The sequence below is a fragment of the Streptomyces sp. NPDC006624 genome (genome assembly GCF_040611555.1).
Lineage (GTDB): Bacteria > Actinomycetota > Actinomycetes > Streptomycetales > Streptomycetaceae > Streptomyces.
Genome location: NZ_JBEXOM010000002.1, coordinates 477,146 through 493,088, shown reverse-complemented (window position 1 = coordinate 493,088; position 15,943 = coordinate 477,146). Strand labels below are relative to the sequence as shown.

Genomic DNA, 15,943 nt, shown 5'->3' with positions numbered 1-15,943 from the left:
AAGCGTGACGGACGCGTGTCCGGCCCCTGTGACAGGTCTGTGACAGTCGGCGGACACGGCCATGAAAGTGCCGCGGCAAGCTTTTCGGCACAAGCAAGGAAGCCCGCCCGGCAGGCGGGCCGCAGACCGGAAGTCCACGACGGGGGGCGCGAGATGAACACGCTGCACGGCACCAGCACCAGCGCAGTGGTCACGCGTCTGCACGACGTGCACCGGGGTCCGGAGAAGTCCGGTGCTGCGAGCATGCGGGGGTGCGCTCGCGGCGCCGGGCGTCAGCACACCGCGTTCATGGCGGTGGTTGACGCACACACGGGGGAGGACAAGGGGACGGGGGCGGCTCACGGGGGAGCCGCGTACGGGGAGGGCACGGGGGAGCGCCGCTCACTGACGGAGGCGGAGTTCACCGCCTACGTCCGGGAGCGCCGCGCCTCCCTGTACGCAACCGCCTACCACCTCACCGGTGACCGCTTCGAGGCCGAGGACCTGCTGCAGAGCGCGCTGTTCTCGACCTACCGGGCGTGGGACCGGATCAGCGACAAGGCCGCGGTCGGCGGATACCTGCGCCGCACCATGACCAACCTGCACATCAGCGCCTGGCGGCGCCGCAAGCTCAACGAGTACCCGACCGAGGAACTGCCGGAGACGCCCGGCGACACGGACGCGATGCGCGGCACCGAGCTGCGCGCGGTCCTGTGGCAGGCGCTGGCCCGGCTGCCCGAACTCCAGCGCACGATGCTGGTCCTGCGCTACTACGAGGGCCGCACGGACCCGGAGATCGCGGAGATCCTCGACATCAGTGTCGGCACGGTGAAGTCCAGCATCTGGCGGTCGCTCCGCCGGCTGCGCGAGGACGAGGTCCTCAGCTTCGGCCGTGACGAGGAGGACGCCTTCGGCGAGCTCGTCGCCTGAAGGTACGGGGGGGAGCACCACCAGGGGGGCCCACGGGGGAACTGAGGAGACGCTGGGGGGCGTCTCCTTCAGGAAAGTGGGGGACGCGGGGGAGCACCACGGGGGAGCAGAAGCGGGACTGGAGGGCCGGGGGGTCCGTCCAGTCCCGCTTTTCGCGCTGCGGGCGCTGCCGGCCCGCGGGCGGCTCAGTCCCACCAGAAGAACCAGAACCGTGCCGGCGCCTGGTGAGCGGCGATCTCCGGCAGTCCGCCGATGAGCTGGTCGAAGTCGGGGCAGTACGCGTAGTGCTCGATCGCGACCCGCGCCGCCTCGAGCGGATCCGACGGAGGGCGCTCGACCGACAGCAGGAGCGCGGCGGTGTCGAGGTAGCAGATCTCGGCCCCGTACCGGTCGTGCCACTCCCGCAGGACGTGGGCGTGGTCCCGGTAGGAGAGTGCCTCCCGCCCGGGCAGGGGCGTGTGGTTCGGTGTGTCGGGCGCGTCCAGGAGTTCCGGGAGGCCGCCCGGGTCCCGGGTGGGGACGAGGCAGATCCACTCCGGGGGGCCCGCGAAGAAGGCGGCGAGGCGTGCTTGAGCGGGGCGGGGCGGCCCGGGGTGCGGTACGGCGCCGGTGAGACGCCGGGCCAGGTCGTCGAGGTCGCGCACGGGGAGGGGGCCCGTCGGCGGCCGGAACGTCTCCGCCTCCTGGAGCACTTCCTCCGTCTGCAGCTCCACCAGTCCGTCGAGGAACGACGCGTGGCCTTCTCCGCGGTGGCTGTCGCCCGGTGCGTCCGCCCACTCCCAGTCCGACGGCGGGGTGTGGGTGACGAACGGCCACATCCCCGTGACCGCGTGGCGCTCACGGGCGCGCCGCCACACGTCCAGGCACGCCTCCGGCGCACACCGGAAACCGAAGAGGTCGCCTCCACGCGGAGTGCGCACCCGCTGTACGTCCTCCGCGCTCGCGCCCGACTCGGCCGCGAGCGCGGACACGGCCCGTGCCCGGGGCGTCAAGCGGCCGTGCCCAGCCCCGCGCAGGGGCCCGTCGCCGCCGTCGCCAGGCGGATCAGCGCCTCGTCGCGGTCGCAGGCGTGGGCGCCGAGCGCGGTCTGACGGGCGACGATCGAGCGCTCCTGGCGCATCAGGCGCCAGCCGCGGCGCAGCAGGAACGGCACCGACTTGCGGCCCTCCCTCAGATCGCGCAGGAAGCGGCGGCGGAACGTCTTCACCGGGCCGCGGCTCAGGCACAGCGCGTCCGCGAGGACACCGAGCTCCCGGCAGCGGGTGACGATCTCCGCGGCGAAGATGCCCTCCGCGATGAACAGCGGGGTCGGGCCGATCTCGACCGGCTCCACGCCGGTGCGGGCGCTCAGGGCGATGTCGTAGACGGGAACGTCCGTACGGCCCGTGCGGCACAGCTCGGTGATCGCCGCGACGGCCGTGTCCGCGTCCCAGGAGTCCGGATGGTCCCAGTCGATGTCGGAGCTTCCCTCCACCAGGGGCAGTGTCGGGTCGCCGGCCTCCTTGTAGAAGTCGTCGAGCCGCAGCACCGGAAGGCCGGAGCGGGCCGCGAGGAGGGACTTGCCGGAGCCGGAGGGGCCGCAGAGCAGCACGACTCGCGTCGGTATGGGCACAGGGGAACTCACGGGACACCAGTGTGAGGCATCCACCGGGGGCCTTACGACCCCGCGGGTCGCCTTTGATGCGCGCGTCACACCTCAACTACTGTCGGTCCCGACCCGATCACCCAGTGCATCAGAAGGTGGCAGCCATGGCCCGACACGACACTCCCAAGCAGCCGACCGCCCAGCGGGCGCTGGCCGTTCTCGCGACCGCGGGCATGGCGCTGGGGGCCGGTACGGCGACGGCCGCCGCCGCGGGCACCGACTCGGTCCTGGGCATGGTCAACACCCGCCCGACCTCGCTCGGCGAGATCGACCCGCAGTCCGGCCTCCAGGCCGCGACCGGCACCCTCGGCTACGTCACCGGACCGGTCGCCGGGCTCAAGCCCAACCCGCTCGCCGGCACGGGAGTCGACCCGCTGGACAACGGCGTCGGCACCAAGCTCGCCGACTTCCCGCCGCTGATGTCCCAGGCGCTGACGGGGCCGGTGGCGCAGGCGCAGTCGATCGGGAGCATCCCGGTGGTGGGGCAGGCGGCCGGGCTGCTGTCGCCGCGCTAGGCGCGGCCCGCGCGGAGAAGCCCCGGCCCTCCCGGACGGAGGAGGGCCGGGGCTTCGGCTGTGGGGGCCCCTAGTAGGAGGAACCCGACGCGCCCAGCGAACCCGTGGGGTGCCAGACCGTCTTGGTCTCCAGGAACGCCGTCATGCGGTCGGTGCCCGGCGTCTCCCTGTAATCCACAGGCTGTGGACGGAGGACGCGCTTGAGGTTGTCGGCCGCGGCGATCTCCAGCTCCTTCGCCAGCGCCTCGTCGGCGCCCGCGAGGTCGATCGCGTTGACGTCCTGGTGGGCCGCGAGCGGGGTCGCGATCTCCGCCGTACGGCCCGACAGGACGTTGACCACACCGCCGGGGACGTCCGAGGTGGCCAGCACCTCGGCCAGGGACAGGGCGGGCAGCGGGGCGTTCTCGCTCGCCACCACGACCGCCGTGTTGCCCGTCGCGATCACCGGGGCGAGCACCGACACCAGGCCCAGGAACGACGACTCCTGCGGCGCCAGCACGGCGACCACGCCCGTCGGCTCCGGGGAGGACAGGTTGAAGAACGGGCCCGCGACCGGGTTGCCGCCGCCGACCACCTGGGCGATCTTGTCGGTCCAGCCCGCGTACCAGACCCAGCGGTCGATCGTGGCGTCCACGACCGCCGCGGCCTTGGACTTCGACAGGCCCTCCGCGTCGGCCACCTCACGGACGAACTGGTCCCGGCGGCCCTCCAGCATCTCGGCGACGCGGTACAGGACCTGGCCGCGGTTGTACGCCGTCGCCCCGGACCAGCCGCCGAACGCCTTGCGGGCCGCGACGACCGCGTCCCTGGCGTCCTTGCGGGAGGAGAGGGGCGCGTTGGCCAGCCACTTGCCCTTCGAGTCGGTCACCTCGTACACCCGGCCGCTCTCGGAACGCGGGAACTTCCCGCCGACGTACAGCTTGTAGGTCTTCAGGACGTTGAGCCGATCAATCGCATTCATTTAACGCTCGCCCTCCGGGCTCGACGGGGCGAGGTACGCCTCCAGGCCGTGGCGGCCGCCCTCGCGGCCGAAGCCCGACTCCTTGTAACCGCCGAACGGCGAGGTCGGGTCGAACTTGTTGAACGTGTTGGACCACACGACGCCCGCGCGGAGCTTGTTCGCGACCGCCAGGATGCGCGAGCCCTTCTCCGTCCAGATGCCGGCCGACAGGCCGTACGGCGTGTTGTTGGCCTTCGCGACGGCCTCGTCCGGCGTGCGGAACGTCAGCACCGACAGCACCGGGCCGAAGATCTCGTCGCGGGCGACGGTGTGCGCCTGGGTGACGTTCGTGAAGAGCGTCGGGGCGAACCAGTAGCCGCTCTCCGGCAGTTCGCACGCCGGGGACCAGCGCTCCGCGCCCTCCGCCTCGCCCTGCTCGACGAGCGAGGTGATGCGGGAGAGCTGCTCCTCGGAGTTGATCGCGCCGATGTCGGTGTTCTTGTCCAGCGGGTCGCCGAGGCGCAGCGTGGACAGGCGGCGCTTCAGCGACTCCAGGAGCTCCTCCTGGATCGACTCCTGCACCAGCAGGCGGCTGCCGGCGCAGCAGACCTGGCCCTGGTTGAAGAAGATGCCGTTGACGATGCCCTCGACGGCCTGGTCGACGGGCGCGTCGTCGAAGACGATGTTCGCGCCCTTGCCGCCGAGTTCGAGGGTGAGCTTCTTGCGGGTGCCCGCGACCGTGCGGGCGATCTCCTTGCCGACGGCGGTGGAGCCGGTGAAGGCCACCTTGTCCACGTCCGGGTGGGCGACCAGCGCCGCGCCCGCGTCGCCGTAGCCCGGGAGGATGTTGACGACGCCCTTGGGCAGGCCCGCCTGGCGGCAGATGTCCGCGAAGAACAGGGCGGACAGGGGGGTCGTCTCGGCGGGCTTCAGGACGACCGTGTTGCCCGTCGCGAGCGCCGGGGCGATCTTCCACGCCAGCATCAGGAGCGGGAAGTTCCAGGGGATGACCTGGCCCGCGACACCCAGCGGCCTCGGGTTCGCGCCGAAACCGGCGTGGCCGAGCTTGTCGGCCCAGCCCGCGTAGTAGAAGAAGTGCGCCGCGACCAGGGGGAGGTCCGCGTCGCGGGTCTCCTTGATCGGCTTGCCGTTGTCGAGGGTCTCGAGGACGGCGAGCTCGCGGGACCGCTCCTGGATGATCCGCGCGATGCGGAACAGGTACTTGGCGCGCTCCGACCCGGGCAGCGCCGACCACTTCTCGAACGCCCTGCGCGCGGCCTTCACCGCACGGTCGACGTCCTCGGAACCGGCCCGGGCGACCTCGGAGAGGACCTCCTCGGTCGACGGGGAGACGGTCTTGAAGACCTTGCCGTCCGCCGCGTCGGCGAACTCGCCGTCGATGAACAGGCCGTAGGAGGGCGCGATGTCGACGATCGCGCGCGACTCGGGGGCCGGGGCGTATGCGAATACGGGTGCCATGGTGATCAGTCCACCGTCACGTAGTCGGGACCGGAGTAGCGGCCGGTGGCCAGTTTCTGGCGCTGCATCAGCAGGTCGTTCAGCAGTGAGGAGGCACCGAAGCGGAACCAGTGGTTGTCCAGCCAGTCCTCGCCCGCCGTCTCGTTGACCAGCACGAGGAACTTGACGGCGTCCTTGGACGTGCGGATGCCGCCGGCCGGCTTCACACCGACCTGGATGCCGGTCTGCGCCCGGAAGTCGCGGACCGCCTCCAGCATGAGCAGCGTGTTCGCCGGGGTCGCGTTGACGGCGACCTTCCCGGTGGAGGTCTTGATGAAGTCCGCGCCGGCCAGCATGCCGAGCCAGCTCGCGCGGCGGATGTTGTCGTACGTCGAGAGCTCGCCCGTCTCGAAGATGACCTTCAGGCGCGCCGAGGTGCCGCAGGCCTCCTTCACGGCGGTGATCTCGTCGTACACCTTCATGTACCGGCCCGCGAGGAACGCCCCGCGGTCGATGACCATGTCGATCTCGTCGGCGCCGGCGGCGATCGCCTCTCGGACGTCGGCCAGCTTCACCTCGAGCGCGGCGCGCCCGGCCGGGAACGCCGTGGCCACCGAGGCGACCCTCACGCCGGAGCCGGCGACGGCCTCCTTGGCCACGGCCACCATGTCGGGGTAGACGCAGACCGCGGCCGTCGAGGGCGCCGTACGGTCCGTCGGGTCGGGCCTGACCGCCTTCGCGCCGAGCGCCCGGACCTTGCCCGGGGTGTCCGCGCCTTCCAGCGTGGTCAGGTCGACCATCGAGATCGCGAGGTCGATCGCGTACGCCTTCGCGGTCGTCTTGATCGACCGGGTACCTAGGGAGGCCGCACGCGCCTCGAGCCCGACCGCGTCGACGCCCGGGAGCCCGTGGAGGAAGCGGCGCAGCGCGCTGTCGGACGAGGTGACGTCCTTGAGAGGGTGAGCTGCGGTGAGTGCAGAACTGGGCATGGTCACCAGACGAGCATATCTACGCGCGTAGCGGCTGTACAGCCCTCCGGTTGTCCCGGGCGGATGACGGCCGCGCCGAGCGGTCCGGCAGAATCGAGACATGACGAGCCCCGAACCCCAGTCACCAGCGCCGCAGCCCTCGGAGCCCGAGTCCGGGGAGCGGGTCTACCGCTCGGCTCCGGCGATCGCCGGCGGTGTGCTGCTGCTCGGCATCGTCGGCTGGATCGGGATCGACGCCCTCGTCGCCGGCGAAGGGCGTACGCCCTGGCTGGCGCTCGCCGTGATGCTCCTCGTCGTGCCGGTGATCGTCGCCTTCACCCTGCGGCCCGCCGTGTACGCGGACCGGGACCGGCTGCGCGTGCGCAACCCCTTCCGCGTCATCGTGGTGCCCTGGGGGCAGGTCGCCGCGCTGCGGTCCGCGTACTCGAACGAGGTCCTCACCGCGTCCGGGGCGAAGTACCAGCTGTGGGCCGTGCCCGTGTCGCTGCGCGCCCGCAAGAAGGCCGCGCGGCGCGAGATGCGCGCGACCGCGGAGGCGCAGCGGGAGCCGGGCCGGGACGCGGGGCTCGGCGGCGTGCCCGGCACGCGCACCGGGTTCGGCGGCACCCTCGGCCGGGGGCCGGTGCCCGGCGGGCCCGTGCGCGCCCAGACCGACCGGATCGTGGACGACCTGCGCGTGCTGCACGAGGCGCGGCAGGGGGCGGAGTCGGCGCAGGGGCCGGTGACCGTGCGGTGGGCCTACGAGGTGATGGGGCCGGCGGTCGCCGGGGCGGTGCTGGTGCTGGTGCTGCTGGCGGTGGGCTGACCTGGGCTGCCCTGGGCTGACTGGGCTGACCTGCGGGTTCGGGTGCGGAGCCGGTCCGGGGCCGGGGCCGGAGTCGGTTCGGGCCGGGTCCCGGTTCGGGCCGCGTCCCGGTTCGGGGCCGGGGCCGGGTCCGGGTGGGTGCCTGGGTGGGCGCTGCCGTGCCTTGGTTTGTCTTGCCGTGGTTTGCCTTGGGCTGTGGTGCTTTGCTCGGCCCCGGTGAGGCCCCTGACAGCGGACCGAGGCCGCCCGGAAGAGGGTCCGGGCGGCCTGCGGGTCAGATGCCCGCCGCTGCCGACAGGTCGCGCTTGACCGACTCCAGTACGGCCGTCGCGCGTTCGCGGGCCGCCGGGAGGTCGGCGTGGGCCGCGACCGGGATCACGACCTCCAGGTAGCACTTGAGCTTCGGTTCCGTGCCGCTCGGGCGGACGATGACCCGGGCGCCGTCCAGCGTGTAGCGCAGGCCGTCCGTGGGCGGGAGGGTCTCCGTGCCCCGGGTGAGGTCCTCGGTGCGGGTGACCGGCAGACCGGCGAGCCGGGTCGGGGGCTGCTCGCGCAGGCGGCGCATCGCGTCGGTGATGAGGGAGAGGTCCTGCACGCGCACCGCGAGCTGGTCCGTGGCGTGCAGGCCGTGCTCCACCGCAAGGTCGTCCAGGAGGTCGAGGAGCGTGCGGCCCTCCTCCTTGAGCTGCGAGGCCAGCTCCGTGATCAGCAGCGCCGCCGTGATGCCGTCCTTGTCGCGGACGCCGTCGGGGTCCACGCAGTAGCCGAGGGCCTCCTCGTAGCCGTAGCGCAGGCCCTCCGCGCGGGCGATCCACTTGAAGCCGGTGAGCGTCTCGACGTGGCGCAGGCCCGCCTTCTCGGCGATGCGGCCCAGCAGGGAGGACGAGACGATCGACTCCGCGAACGTGCCGGTAGCGCCGCGGCGGACCAGGTGGGCGGCGAGGAGTGCGCCGACCTCGTCGCCGCGGAGCATGCGCCAGTCGCCGCCGTCCGGGACGGCGACCGCGCAGCGGTCCGCGTCCGGGTCGTTGGCGATGATCAGGTCCGGGGCGGTCTCGCGGGCCTTGGCGAAGGCCAGGTCCATCGCGCCCGGCTCCTCCGGGTTGGGGAACGCGACCGTCGGGAAGTCCGGGTCGGGGTCGGCCTGCTCCGCGACGAGCGCGGGCTCCGGGAAGCCGGCGCGGGCGAAGGCGGCGAGCAGGACGTCCTTGCCGACGCCGTGCATCGCCGTGTACACCGTGCGGGCGGTGCGGGGGGAGCCCTCGGCCAGGACCGCGTCCGTGCGGGCGAGGTAGGCGTCGAGGACGGAGTCGTCGAGGGTGTCCCAGCCTTCGGTGGGGCGGCGGACCGTGGTGAGGGACGGGACGGCGGCGATCTCCGCGGCGATGCCGGTGTCCGCCGGGGGGACGATCTGGGAGCCGTCGCCGAGGTACACCTTGTAGCCGTTGTCGCGGGGCGGGTTGTGGCTCGCGGTGACCTCCACGCCGGCGACCGCGCCGAGGTGCCGGATCGCGAAGGCGAGGACGGGCGTGGGGAGGGGCCGGGGCAGGACCGCCGCGCGGAGTCCGGCGCCGGTCATGACGGCGGCGGTGTCCAGGGCGAAGTCACGCGACTTGTACCGGGCGTCGTAGCCGATGACGACGAGGCCGTTGTCGTGGCCCTGCTTCCTGAGGTACGCGGCGAGGCCGGCCGCCGCGCGGATGACGACCGTGCGGTTCATGCGCAGGGGACCGGCGCCGAGTTCGCCCCGCAGGCCCGCGGTGCCGAACTGGAGGGTGCCGGCGAAGCGGGCGGCGATCTCGGCGTGGTCCTGGGCCTCCAGGAGGGCGGCGAGCTCGGTACGGGTGTCCGGGTCGGGGTCCTCGATGAGCCACGCCTGGGCCTGTGCGATGAGTTCGTCGTGCACGGTTTGGGGTCAGCCTCTCCGTTGTGGGTTGTGATGCCTGCGGCGGCCTGTGGCTTTTTCGGTGGGGGTGCGCGTCGCGCCTGCGGCGGTGGTGGGGCGGGGCCGCGCCGGGGGGTGTCCGTCCTCGGATCGGCGCGATGGAGTTGTCTACCGGCTGACCGTCCGTTGACGCGCCGACCGCTGCGGGCGGACACCCCCCGACACGTCCCCTTCCGTCGTACCGCGAGTGCGGGCCGCGTGCTTACAGGCGTTCCAGGACCTGCGCCAGCAGCGAGCCCATGCGGGTCGCGGAGTCGCGGCCCGCCTGGAGGACCTCTTCGTGGTTCAGGGGCTCGCCCGTCATGCCCGCGGCCAGGTTGGTGACGAGGGAGATGCCCAGGACCTCGGCGCCCGCCTCGCGTGCGGCGATGGCCTCCAGGACCGTCGACATGCCCACCAGGTCCGCGCCGATGACGCGGGCCATGCGGATCTCGGCCGGCGTCTCGTAGTGCGGGCCGGGGAACTGGGCGTAGACGCCCTCCTCCAGCGTGGGGTCGACCTCCTTGCACAGGGCGCGCAGGCGGGGGGAGTAGAGGTCGGTGAGGTCGACGAAGTTCGCGCCGATGATGGGGGACGTCGCCGTGAGGTTGATGTGGTCGCTGATCAGGACCGGCTGGCCGGGGCGCATGCCCTCGCGCAGGCCACCGCAGCCGTTGGTGAGGACGATCGTCTTGCAGCCGGCCGACACGGCGGTGCGGACGCCGTGCGCGACGGCGGCGACGCCGCGGCCCTCGTAGTAGTGCGTACGGCCCAGGAAGACCAGGGCGCGCTTGTCGCCGATCCGGTACGAGCGGATCTTGCCTCCGTGGCCCTCCACCGCCGGCGGCGGGAAACCGGGCAGCTCGGTGACCTGGAACTCGGCCTCGGGGGCGCCCAGGGCGTCCACGGCCGGAGCCCAGCCGGAGCCCATCACGAGGGCGACGTCGTGGGTCTCGGCGCCCGTGAGTTCGCGCACGCGGGCCGCGGCGGCGTCGGCGGCCGCGTGCGGGTCGCCCTGGATGTCGTCCGGAAGAAGAGATGCGTTCACGCCGACGAGGGTAGCCGGTGAATGCCTACGCGCGTAGATGTCGAAGCTCACGGGGTGGCGATCGTTGTCTTGTCGTTTCCAACGAGGAGCGGTGGTCAGCAGGGGCGTTTGCGCAGTTCCATGACGTAGTCGTGCGGGGCGCCCGCGGACTCGGCCGCGTCGGCGATCTCGCCCAGGTAGCGGGCGGAGGGCAGGCCGCCCTCGTACGCGTTCAGGGTGAAGGCCCAGGCGGACTCCTCACCGTCCAGGGTGTGCACCCGTACGCGCGTGCGGCGGTAGATGCCGAGGCCGACGCCCTCCCAGCGGTCGAGTGACTCCTCGTCCATGGGGGCGATGTCGTACAGGGCGACGAAGACCTGGGAGAGCGGGTCCTCCACGAGGGTCGGCAGGGCGCCCTCCCAGCCCATGTGCTCACCGCCGAAGGTCAGCCGCCACCCGTTCAGCCAGCCGGTGGCGCGCAGCGGCGAATGGGGGGCGCGGCGGGACATCAGCCGCGCGTCGAGGTTGCCGGCGTACGCGGCGTAGAGCGACATGGGGGAAGGGTACGGCAGGTGGTCCCGCGTCACTCGCGTAACGGAGGCGCATCGGGCCGCCCCCCAGGGCGGTGTCACGCCGGTGGGTGCGGGACAATGGAGTACGTGACTCGGATCGTGATCATCGGTGGCGGACCCGGCGGATACGAAGCGGCGCTGGTGGCCGCTCAACTCGGCGCGGAGGTGACCGTCGTCGACGCCGACGGTCTGGGCGGTGCGTCGGTGCTGACCGACTGCGTGCCGTCGAAGACCCTCATCGCCACGGCCGAGGTGATGACCACCTTCGACTCCTCGTACGAGGAGCTGGGGATCATCGTCGCCGACGACACCCCGCACGTGGAGCAGGCCGCCCGGGTGGTGGGCGTCGACCTGGGCAAGGTCAACCGGCGTGTGAAGCGGCTCGCGCTCGCCCAGTCGCACGACATCACGGCCTCCGTGACACGTGCCGGGGCGCGGGTGCTGCGCGGGCGCGGACGGCTGGAGGGCATGCAGGCGCTCGACGGGTCGCGCAAGGTCGTGGTGCGCGCCGCCGACGGCACCGAGGAGACCCTCACGGCCGACGCGGTGCTCATCGCCACCGGCGGGCACCCCCGGGAGCTGCCCGACGCCCAGCCGGACGGCGAGCGGATCCTGAACTGGACCCAGGTGTACGACCTCGACGAGCTCCCCGAGGAGCTGATCGTGGTCGGGTCGGGTGTGACCGGCGCCGAGTTCGCCGGTGCCTACCAGGCGCTGGGTTCGCGGGTGACGCTGGTGTCGTCGCGCGACCGCGTGCTGCCCGGCGAGGACCCGGACGCCGCCGCCGTGCTGGAGGACGTCTTCCGGCGGCGCGGCATGAACGTCATGGGGCGCTCCCGGGCCCAGTCCGCCAAGCGGGTCGGGGACCGGGTCGAGGTGACGCTCGCCGACGGGCGGGTCATCACCGGCTCGCACTGCCTCATGGCCGTCGGCGCCGTGCCCAACAGCGCGGGCATGGGGCTGGAGGAGGCCGGTGTCCGGCTGCGCGAGTCCGGTCACATCTGGACCGACAAGGTGTCGCGCACGACCGCTCCGGGCGTCTACGCGGCCGGTGACGTGACGGGCGTGTTCGCCCTCGCGTCCGTGGCCGCCATGCAGGGCCGCATCGCCATGTACCACTTCCTGGGCGACGCGGTGGCCCCGCTGAACCTGAAGACCGTGTCGTCGAACGTCTTCACCGACCCCGAGATCGCCACCGTCGGCTACACCCAGGCCGACGTCGACGGCGGGAAGATCGACGCCCGGGTCGTCAAGCTGCCGCTGCTGCGCAACCCGCGCGCCAAGATGCAGGGCATCCGCGACGGCTTCGTCAAGATCTTCTGCCGGCCGGGCACGGGCATCGTGGTCGGTGGTGTGGTCGTCGCGCCGCGCGCCTCGGAACTGATCCACCCCATCTCGATCGCGGTCGACAACAATCTGACGGTCGAGCAGATCGCCAACGCCTTCACGGTCTACCCGTCGCTGTCCGGCTCGATCGCCGAGGTGGCCCGGCAGCTGCACACGCGCAAGATGGGCGAGAGCTGAGGCCGGATCCCGCCCTCCGCCGGTCACGCGGAGTGCCCGCCCTTGCGTACGGCATAGGCGGCGGGACCAGGTCCTATACCACTTCCCGCCGCCCCGTGCGAACATCTTCTGCTATTCAGCGCAAACTGCTGAAAGCAGACGGTCGCTGGCGTTACTGTCAGTTTCGTGTTCGCTGCAGAACGTCGCCAATTGATCCTCGAAATGGTGCGAGCGAACGGAGCCGTGTCGCTCCGTGAGCTCGCCCGCGTCGTCCAGACCTCAGAAGTGACCGTACGGCGGGACGTGCGCGCGCTGGAGGCAGAAGGACTCCTCGACCGCCGGCACGGCGGTGCGGTACTGCCGGGCGGTTTCACGCGGGAGTCCGGCTTTCCGCAGAAGTCTCATCTCGCGACCGCCGAGAAGACCGCCATCGCCGACCTCGCCGCGAACCTCGTGGAAGAGGGCGAGGCGATCGTGGTCGGGGCGGGTACGACGACCCAGGAGCTGGCCCGCCGGCTCGCCCGGGTGCCCGGTCTGACCGTCGTCACCAACTCACTGCTGGTGGCGCAGGCGCTGGCCCACGCCAACCGGGTCGAGGTCGTGATGACCGGCGGTACGCTCCGCGGTTCGAACTACGCCCTGGTCGGCAGTGGTGCCGAGCAGTCCCTGCACGGGCTGCGCGTGTCGCGGGCGTTCCTCTCCGGGAGCGGGCTGACCGCCGAGCGGGGGCTGTCCACGTCCAACATGCTGTCGGCGTCCGTCGACCGGGCGCTGGTCCAGGCCGCCGCGGAGGTCGTGGTCCTCGCCGACCACACCAAGCTCGGGACGGACACGATGTTCCAGACCGTGCCGACGGACCTCATCACGCGCCTCGTCACGGACGAGCCGCCCGCGCACGACGACCGCGCCGCCACGGAGCTCCAGGCGCTGGCCGACCAGGGTGTACAGATCGCCGTGGCCGGTGGGCAAGGGGGTTCCGCGGGGTCGGCAGGCCCCGGGGGTGATGCCGTCCCGGCGCGCCAGCAGCGCCGGGATGTGCCGTTGCCGGGGCCCCGGCGGCAGGTGCCGGGGAGCGGGGGCGGGTTGCGGTCCACCTCGATGCTCGGGGAGCAGGGGGCCGGTACCGAGCGGGGGGCTCGGGTGGCGGACCTCCGGCGGCGGTGAGCGGCGGGGATGGGCTGAGAGGCTCTGTGTCGCCGGGTGACCGGCGTAGCTGCTGAGGCCGGGGCGTTGCGCAACCCGGTGATGCGGGGTGCCGCTGCGCCCACCCTCCCCCAAGCTCTCGGCTTCGCTCGAGCAGGGGGGACCCCCATCGCCCTTGGCGGCCCGCATGCCCGCAGCTAGGCGGGACCGGCGACCCGCAGCTGGGCGGACCCGCACCCGCGCACGCACGGAAGGGGACGTGTCGGGGGGTGTCCGCCCGCAGCGGTTGGCGCTTCGACGCCAGTCAGTCGATGAGGGGGTCCATCGCGCCGTTCCGAGGACGGACACCCCCCGGCGCGGCCCCGACCCGGGGCCGCGCCTGAGGCGATGTGCCGAAGCGGTCAGTCCTTGATCTCGCAGATCGCCGCGCCCGAGGTGACCGACGCGCCGATCTCGGCCGACAGGCCCTTGATCGTGCCGGACCTGTGGGCGTTGAGGGGCTGCTCCATCTTCATGGCCTCCAGGACGACGACCAGGTCGCCCTCCTTGACCTCCTGGCCCTCCTCGACCGCGACCTTGACGATCGTGCCCTGCATCGGGGAGGCGAGGGTGTCGCCTGAGGCCACCGGGCCCGACTTCTTCGCCGCGCGGCGCTTGGGCTTGGCGCCCGCCGCGAGGCCCGTGCGGGCCAGGGACATGCCCAGCGAGGACGGCAGGGAGACCTCCAGCCGCTTGCCGCCGACCTCGACGACGACCGTCTCGCGGCCCGGCTCCTCGTCCGTCTCGGCGCCGTCCGCGGGCGCGGTGAACGGCTTGATCTCGTTGACGAACTCCGTCTCGATCCAGCGCGTGTGGACGGTGAACGGGTCCGACGAGCCGGTGAGCTCGGGGGCGAACGCCGGGTCCCGCACCACCGCGCGGTGGAACGGGATGGCCGTCGCCATGCCCTCGACCTGGAACTCCTCCAGCGCACGCGCGGCCCGCTCCAGGGCCTCCTTGCGCGTACGGCCGGTGACGATCAGCTTGGCGAGCAGGGAGTCCCACGCCGGGCCGATGACCGAGCCGGACTCGACGCCCGCGTCCAGGCGGACGCCCGGGCCGGACGGCGGGGCGAACGCGGTGACCGTGCCGGGCGCGGGCAGGAAGTTGCGGCCGGGGTCCTCGCCGTTGATGCGGAACTCGAAGGAGTGACCGCGCAGCGGCGGGTCGTCGTAGCCGAGCTCCTCGCCGTCGGCGATGCGGAACATCTCGCGCACCAGGTCGATGCCGGCGACCTCCTCGGTCACCGGGTGCTCGACCTGCAGACGGGTGTTGACCTCCAGGAAGGAGATCGTGCCGTCGAGGCCGACGAGGAACTCGACCGTGCCGGCGCCGACGTAGCCGGCCTCCTTCAGGATCGCCTTCGACGCGCTGTACAGCTCGGCGACCTGCTGCTCGGAGAGGAACGGCGCGGGGGCCTCCTCGACCAGCTTCTGGTGGCGGCGCTGCAGCGAGCAGTCACGGGTGGAGACGACGACCACGTTGCCGTGCTGGTCGGCCAGGCACTGGGTCTCGACGTGCCGGGGCTTGTCGAGGTAGCGCTCGACGAAGCACTCGCCCCGGCCGAAGGCGGCGACGGCCTCGCGGACGGCCGAGTCGTACAGCTCCGGCACCTCTTCCAGCGTGCGGGCGACCTTCAGGCCGCGGCCGCCGCCGCCGAACGCCGCCTTGATGGCGATGGGCAGGCCGTTCTCCTCGGCGAAGGCGACGACCTCGTCGGCGCCGGACACCGGGTCGGGCGTGCCCGCCACCAGCGGGGCGCCCGCGCGCTGCGCGATGTGCCGGGCGGCGACCTTGTCGCCGAGGTCGCGGATGGCCTGCGGCGGCGGGCCGATCCAGATCAGGCCTGCGTCCAGGACGGCCTGCGCGAAGTCCGCGTTCTCGGAGAGGAAGCCGTACCCGGGGTGGATCGCGTCCGCGCCCGACTCGCGAGCGGCCTTCAGCACCTTCTCGATGTCGAGGTAACTGGTGCCCGGGGTGTCACCGCCCAGGGCGAACGCCTCATCCGCGGCGCGGACATGCAGAGCGTCCCGATCCGGGTCGGCGTAGACGGCCACGCTCGCGATCCCGGCGTCCCGGCAGGCCCGGGCCACGCGGACAGCGATTTCGCCACGGTTGGCGATGAGCACCTTGCGCACGATTGAGGCTCCCTCCTTGAAACAAGCCGAGTTTAGGGACTGCCGACACGGCACTTCGACCCGTCCCCAGTGGTGAGCTTGCCCACACGGAGCGTGATGCGAGGCCCGCTCGACCCGCGAAATCCCTTGTCGCACCGCGTTACGCAGCACTCCTCCGCGCAACCCTAGCCGCCCGCTGTGGTCAAGGTCTCTGTCATCACGTGCTGCGGGCCACTCTGTTTCTTTGTGGAGTCCCTACGAATGGCCCAATGATTCTTTGCCTGCTGCCGGACCCTTGTCCCCTGGTTTACCCGTGAGTAGCGTTCGCCGTGTCTTCGAGGGGAAGAGGGTGGGCGC

14 protein-coding genes are annotated in these 15,943 nt (G+C 72.3%); 5 read left to right on the top strand and 9 right to left on the bottom strand.

Annotated elements, in window-relative coordinates:
* The first annotated feature begins 153 nt into the window (after positions 1–153).
* Complete coding sequence (locus ABZY20_RS05895) at positions 154–909, top strand: SigE family RNA polymerase sigma factor (RefSeq protein ID WP_356437111.1); 756 nt, start codon at positions 154–156, stop codon at positions 907–909.
* Between the two features lie 185 nt (positions 910–1,094).
* On the opposite strand, the gene ABZY20_RS05890 is transcribed toward ABZY20_RS05895, so the two are convergent.
* Complete coding sequence (locus ABZY20_RS05890; protein WP_356437108.1) at positions 1,095–1,880, bottom strand: DUF4253 domain-containing protein; 786 nt, start codon at positions 1,878–1,880, stop codon at positions 1,095–1,097.
* A 17-nt stretch (positions 1,881–1,897) separates the two neighbouring features.
* Positions 1,898–2,533: a uridine kinase gene (locus ABZY20_RS05885; protein ID WP_356437106.1), complete on the bottom strand. Its 636-nt coding sequence runs from the start codon at positions 2,531–2,533 to the stop codon at positions 1,898–1,900.
* 125 nt (positions 2,534–2,658) lie between these two features.
* On the opposite strand from ABZY20_RS05885, the gene ABZY20_RS05880 reads away from it, so the two are divergent.
* Entirely contained in the window at positions 2,659–3,069 is a 411-nt protein-coding gene (locus ABZY20_RS05880; RefSeq protein WP_356437104.1) for a hypothetical protein, read from the top strand.
* Between the two features lie 70 nt (positions 3,070–3,139).
* Here ABZY20_RS05880 and ABZY20_RS05875 read toward each other — a convergent pair whose 3' ends face one another.
* From ABZY20_RS05875 to deoC, 3 genes are read right to left on the bottom strand one after another with little or no spacing between them, the layout of a single operon-like run.
* The gene (locus ABZY20_RS05875; RefSeq protein ID WP_356437102.1) at positions 3,140–4,030 is read right to left on the bottom strand and encodes an aldehyde dehydrogenase family protein; all 891 of its coding nucleotides are present in this window, start codon (positions 4,028–4,030) and stop codon (positions 3,140–3,142) included.
* On the bottom strand, positions 4,031–5,488 hold the full coding sequence (locus ABZY20_RS05870) for an aldehyde dehydrogenase family protein (protein WP_356437099.1): 1,458 nt from the start codon (positions 5,486–5,488) through the stop codon (positions 4,031–4,033).
* Positions 5,489–5,493: 5 nt separating this feature from the next.
* On the bottom strand, positions 5,494–6,456 hold the full coding sequence (gene deoC / locus ABZY20_RS05865) for a deoxyribose-phosphate aldolase (protein ID WP_356437096.1): 963 nt from the start codon (positions 6,454–6,456) through the stop codon (positions 5,494–5,496).
* A gap of 100 nt (positions 6,457–6,556) precedes the next feature.
* Here deoC and ABZY20_RS05860 point away from each other — a divergent pair, with 100 nt between their 5' ends.
* A complete protein-coding gene (locus tag ABZY20_RS05860) occupies positions 6,557–7,261 on the top strand; it encodes a PH domain-containing protein (protein WP_356437093.1) in 705 nt (234 codons plus the stop codon).
* Positions 7,262–7,535: 274 nt separating this feature from the next.
* Here the strand turns inward: ABZY20_RS05860 and ABZY20_RS05855 are convergent, their stop codons facing one another.
* The 3 genes from ABZY20_RS05855 to ABZY20_RS05845 all read right to left on the bottom strand — a co-directional run bounded on the left by ABZY20_RS05855 (position 7,536) and on the right by ABZY20_RS05845 (position 10,766).
* Positions 7,536–9,167 (bottom strand): phospho-sugar mutase, encoded by a 1,632-nt coding sequence (locus ABZY20_RS05855; protein ID WP_356437090.1) that lies wholly within the window; start codon positions 9,165–9,167, stop codon positions 7,536–7,538.
* Between the two features lie 241 nt (positions 9,168–9,408).
* The gene (locus ABZY20_RS05850) at positions 9,409–10,233 is read right to left on the bottom strand and encodes a purine-nucleoside phosphorylase (protein ID WP_356437088.1); all 825 of its coding nucleotides are present in this window, start codon (positions 10,231–10,233) and stop codon (positions 9,409–9,411) included.
* Positions 10,234–10,328: 95 nt separating this feature from the next.
* Positions 10,329–10,766, bottom strand: a complete 438-nt coding sequence (locus ABZY20_RS05845) for a gamma-glutamylcyclotransferase (RefSeq protein ID WP_356437085.1) — start codon at positions 10,764–10,766, stop codon at positions 10,329–10,331.
* Between the two features lie 96 nt (positions 10,767–10,862).
* Between ABZY20_RS05845 and ABZY20_RS05840 the strand changes: the two genes are divergently transcribed.
* The gene (locus tag ABZY20_RS05840; RefSeq protein ID WP_356437082.1) at positions 10,863–12,308 is read left to right on the top strand and encodes an NAD(P)H-quinone dehydrogenase; all 1,446 of its coding nucleotides are present in this window, start codon (positions 10,863–10,865) and stop codon (positions 12,306–12,308) included.
* Positions 12,309–12,473: 165 nt separating this feature from the next.
* On the top strand, positions 12,474–13,451 hold the full coding sequence (locus tag ABZY20_RS05835) for a DeoR/GlpR family DNA-binding transcription regulator (protein WP_356437079.1): 978 nt from the start codon (positions 12,474–12,476) through the stop codon (positions 13,449–13,451).
* 380 nt (positions 13,452–13,831) lie between these two features.
* Here the strand turns inward: ABZY20_RS05835 and ABZY20_RS05830 are convergent, their stop codons facing one another.
* Positions 13,832–15,607: a biotin carboxylase N-terminal domain-containing protein gene (locus ABZY20_RS05830; RefSeq protein ID WP_356437077.1), complete on the bottom strand. Its 1,776-nt coding sequence runs from the start codon at positions 15,605–15,607 to the stop codon at positions 13,832–13,834.
* Positions 15,608–15,943 lie beyond the last annotated feature (336 nt).

Excerpts from the sequence above, each read along its gene's own strand:
- ABZY20_RS05880 (WP_356437104.1), top strand. The coding sequence starts at position 2,659 with ATGGCCCGACACGACACTCCCAAGCAGCCGACCGCCCAGCGGGCGCTG.
- ABZY20_RS05845 (WP_356437085.1), bottom strand. The coding sequence starts at position 10,766 with ATGTCGCTCTACGCCGCGTACGCCGGCAACCTCGACGCGCGGCTGATG.
- ABZY20_RS05875 (WP_356437102.1), bottom strand. The coding sequence starts at position 4,030 with ATGAATGCGATTGATCGGCTCAACGTCCTGAAGACCTACAAGCTGTAC.
- ABZY20_RS05895 (WP_356437111.1), top strand. The coding sequence starts at position 154 with ATGAACACGCTGCACGGCACCAGCACCAGCGCAGTGGTCACGCGTCTG.
- deoC (WP_356437096.1), bottom strand. The coding sequence starts at position 6,456 with ATGCCCAGTTCTGCACTCACCGCAGCTCACCCTCTCAAGGACGTCACC.
- ABZY20_RS05870 (WP_356437099.1), bottom strand. The coding sequence starts at position 5,488 with ATGGCACCCGTATTCGCATACGCCCCGGCCCCCGAGTCGCGCGCGATC.
- ABZY20_RS05860 (WP_356437093.1), top strand. The coding sequence starts at position 6,557 with ATGACGAGCCCCGAACCCCAGTCACCAGCGCCGCAGCCCTCGGAGCCC.
- ABZY20_RS05840 (WP_356437082.1), top strand. The coding sequence starts at position 10,863 with ATGGAGTACGTGACTCGGATCGTGATCATCGGTGGCGGACCCGGCGGA.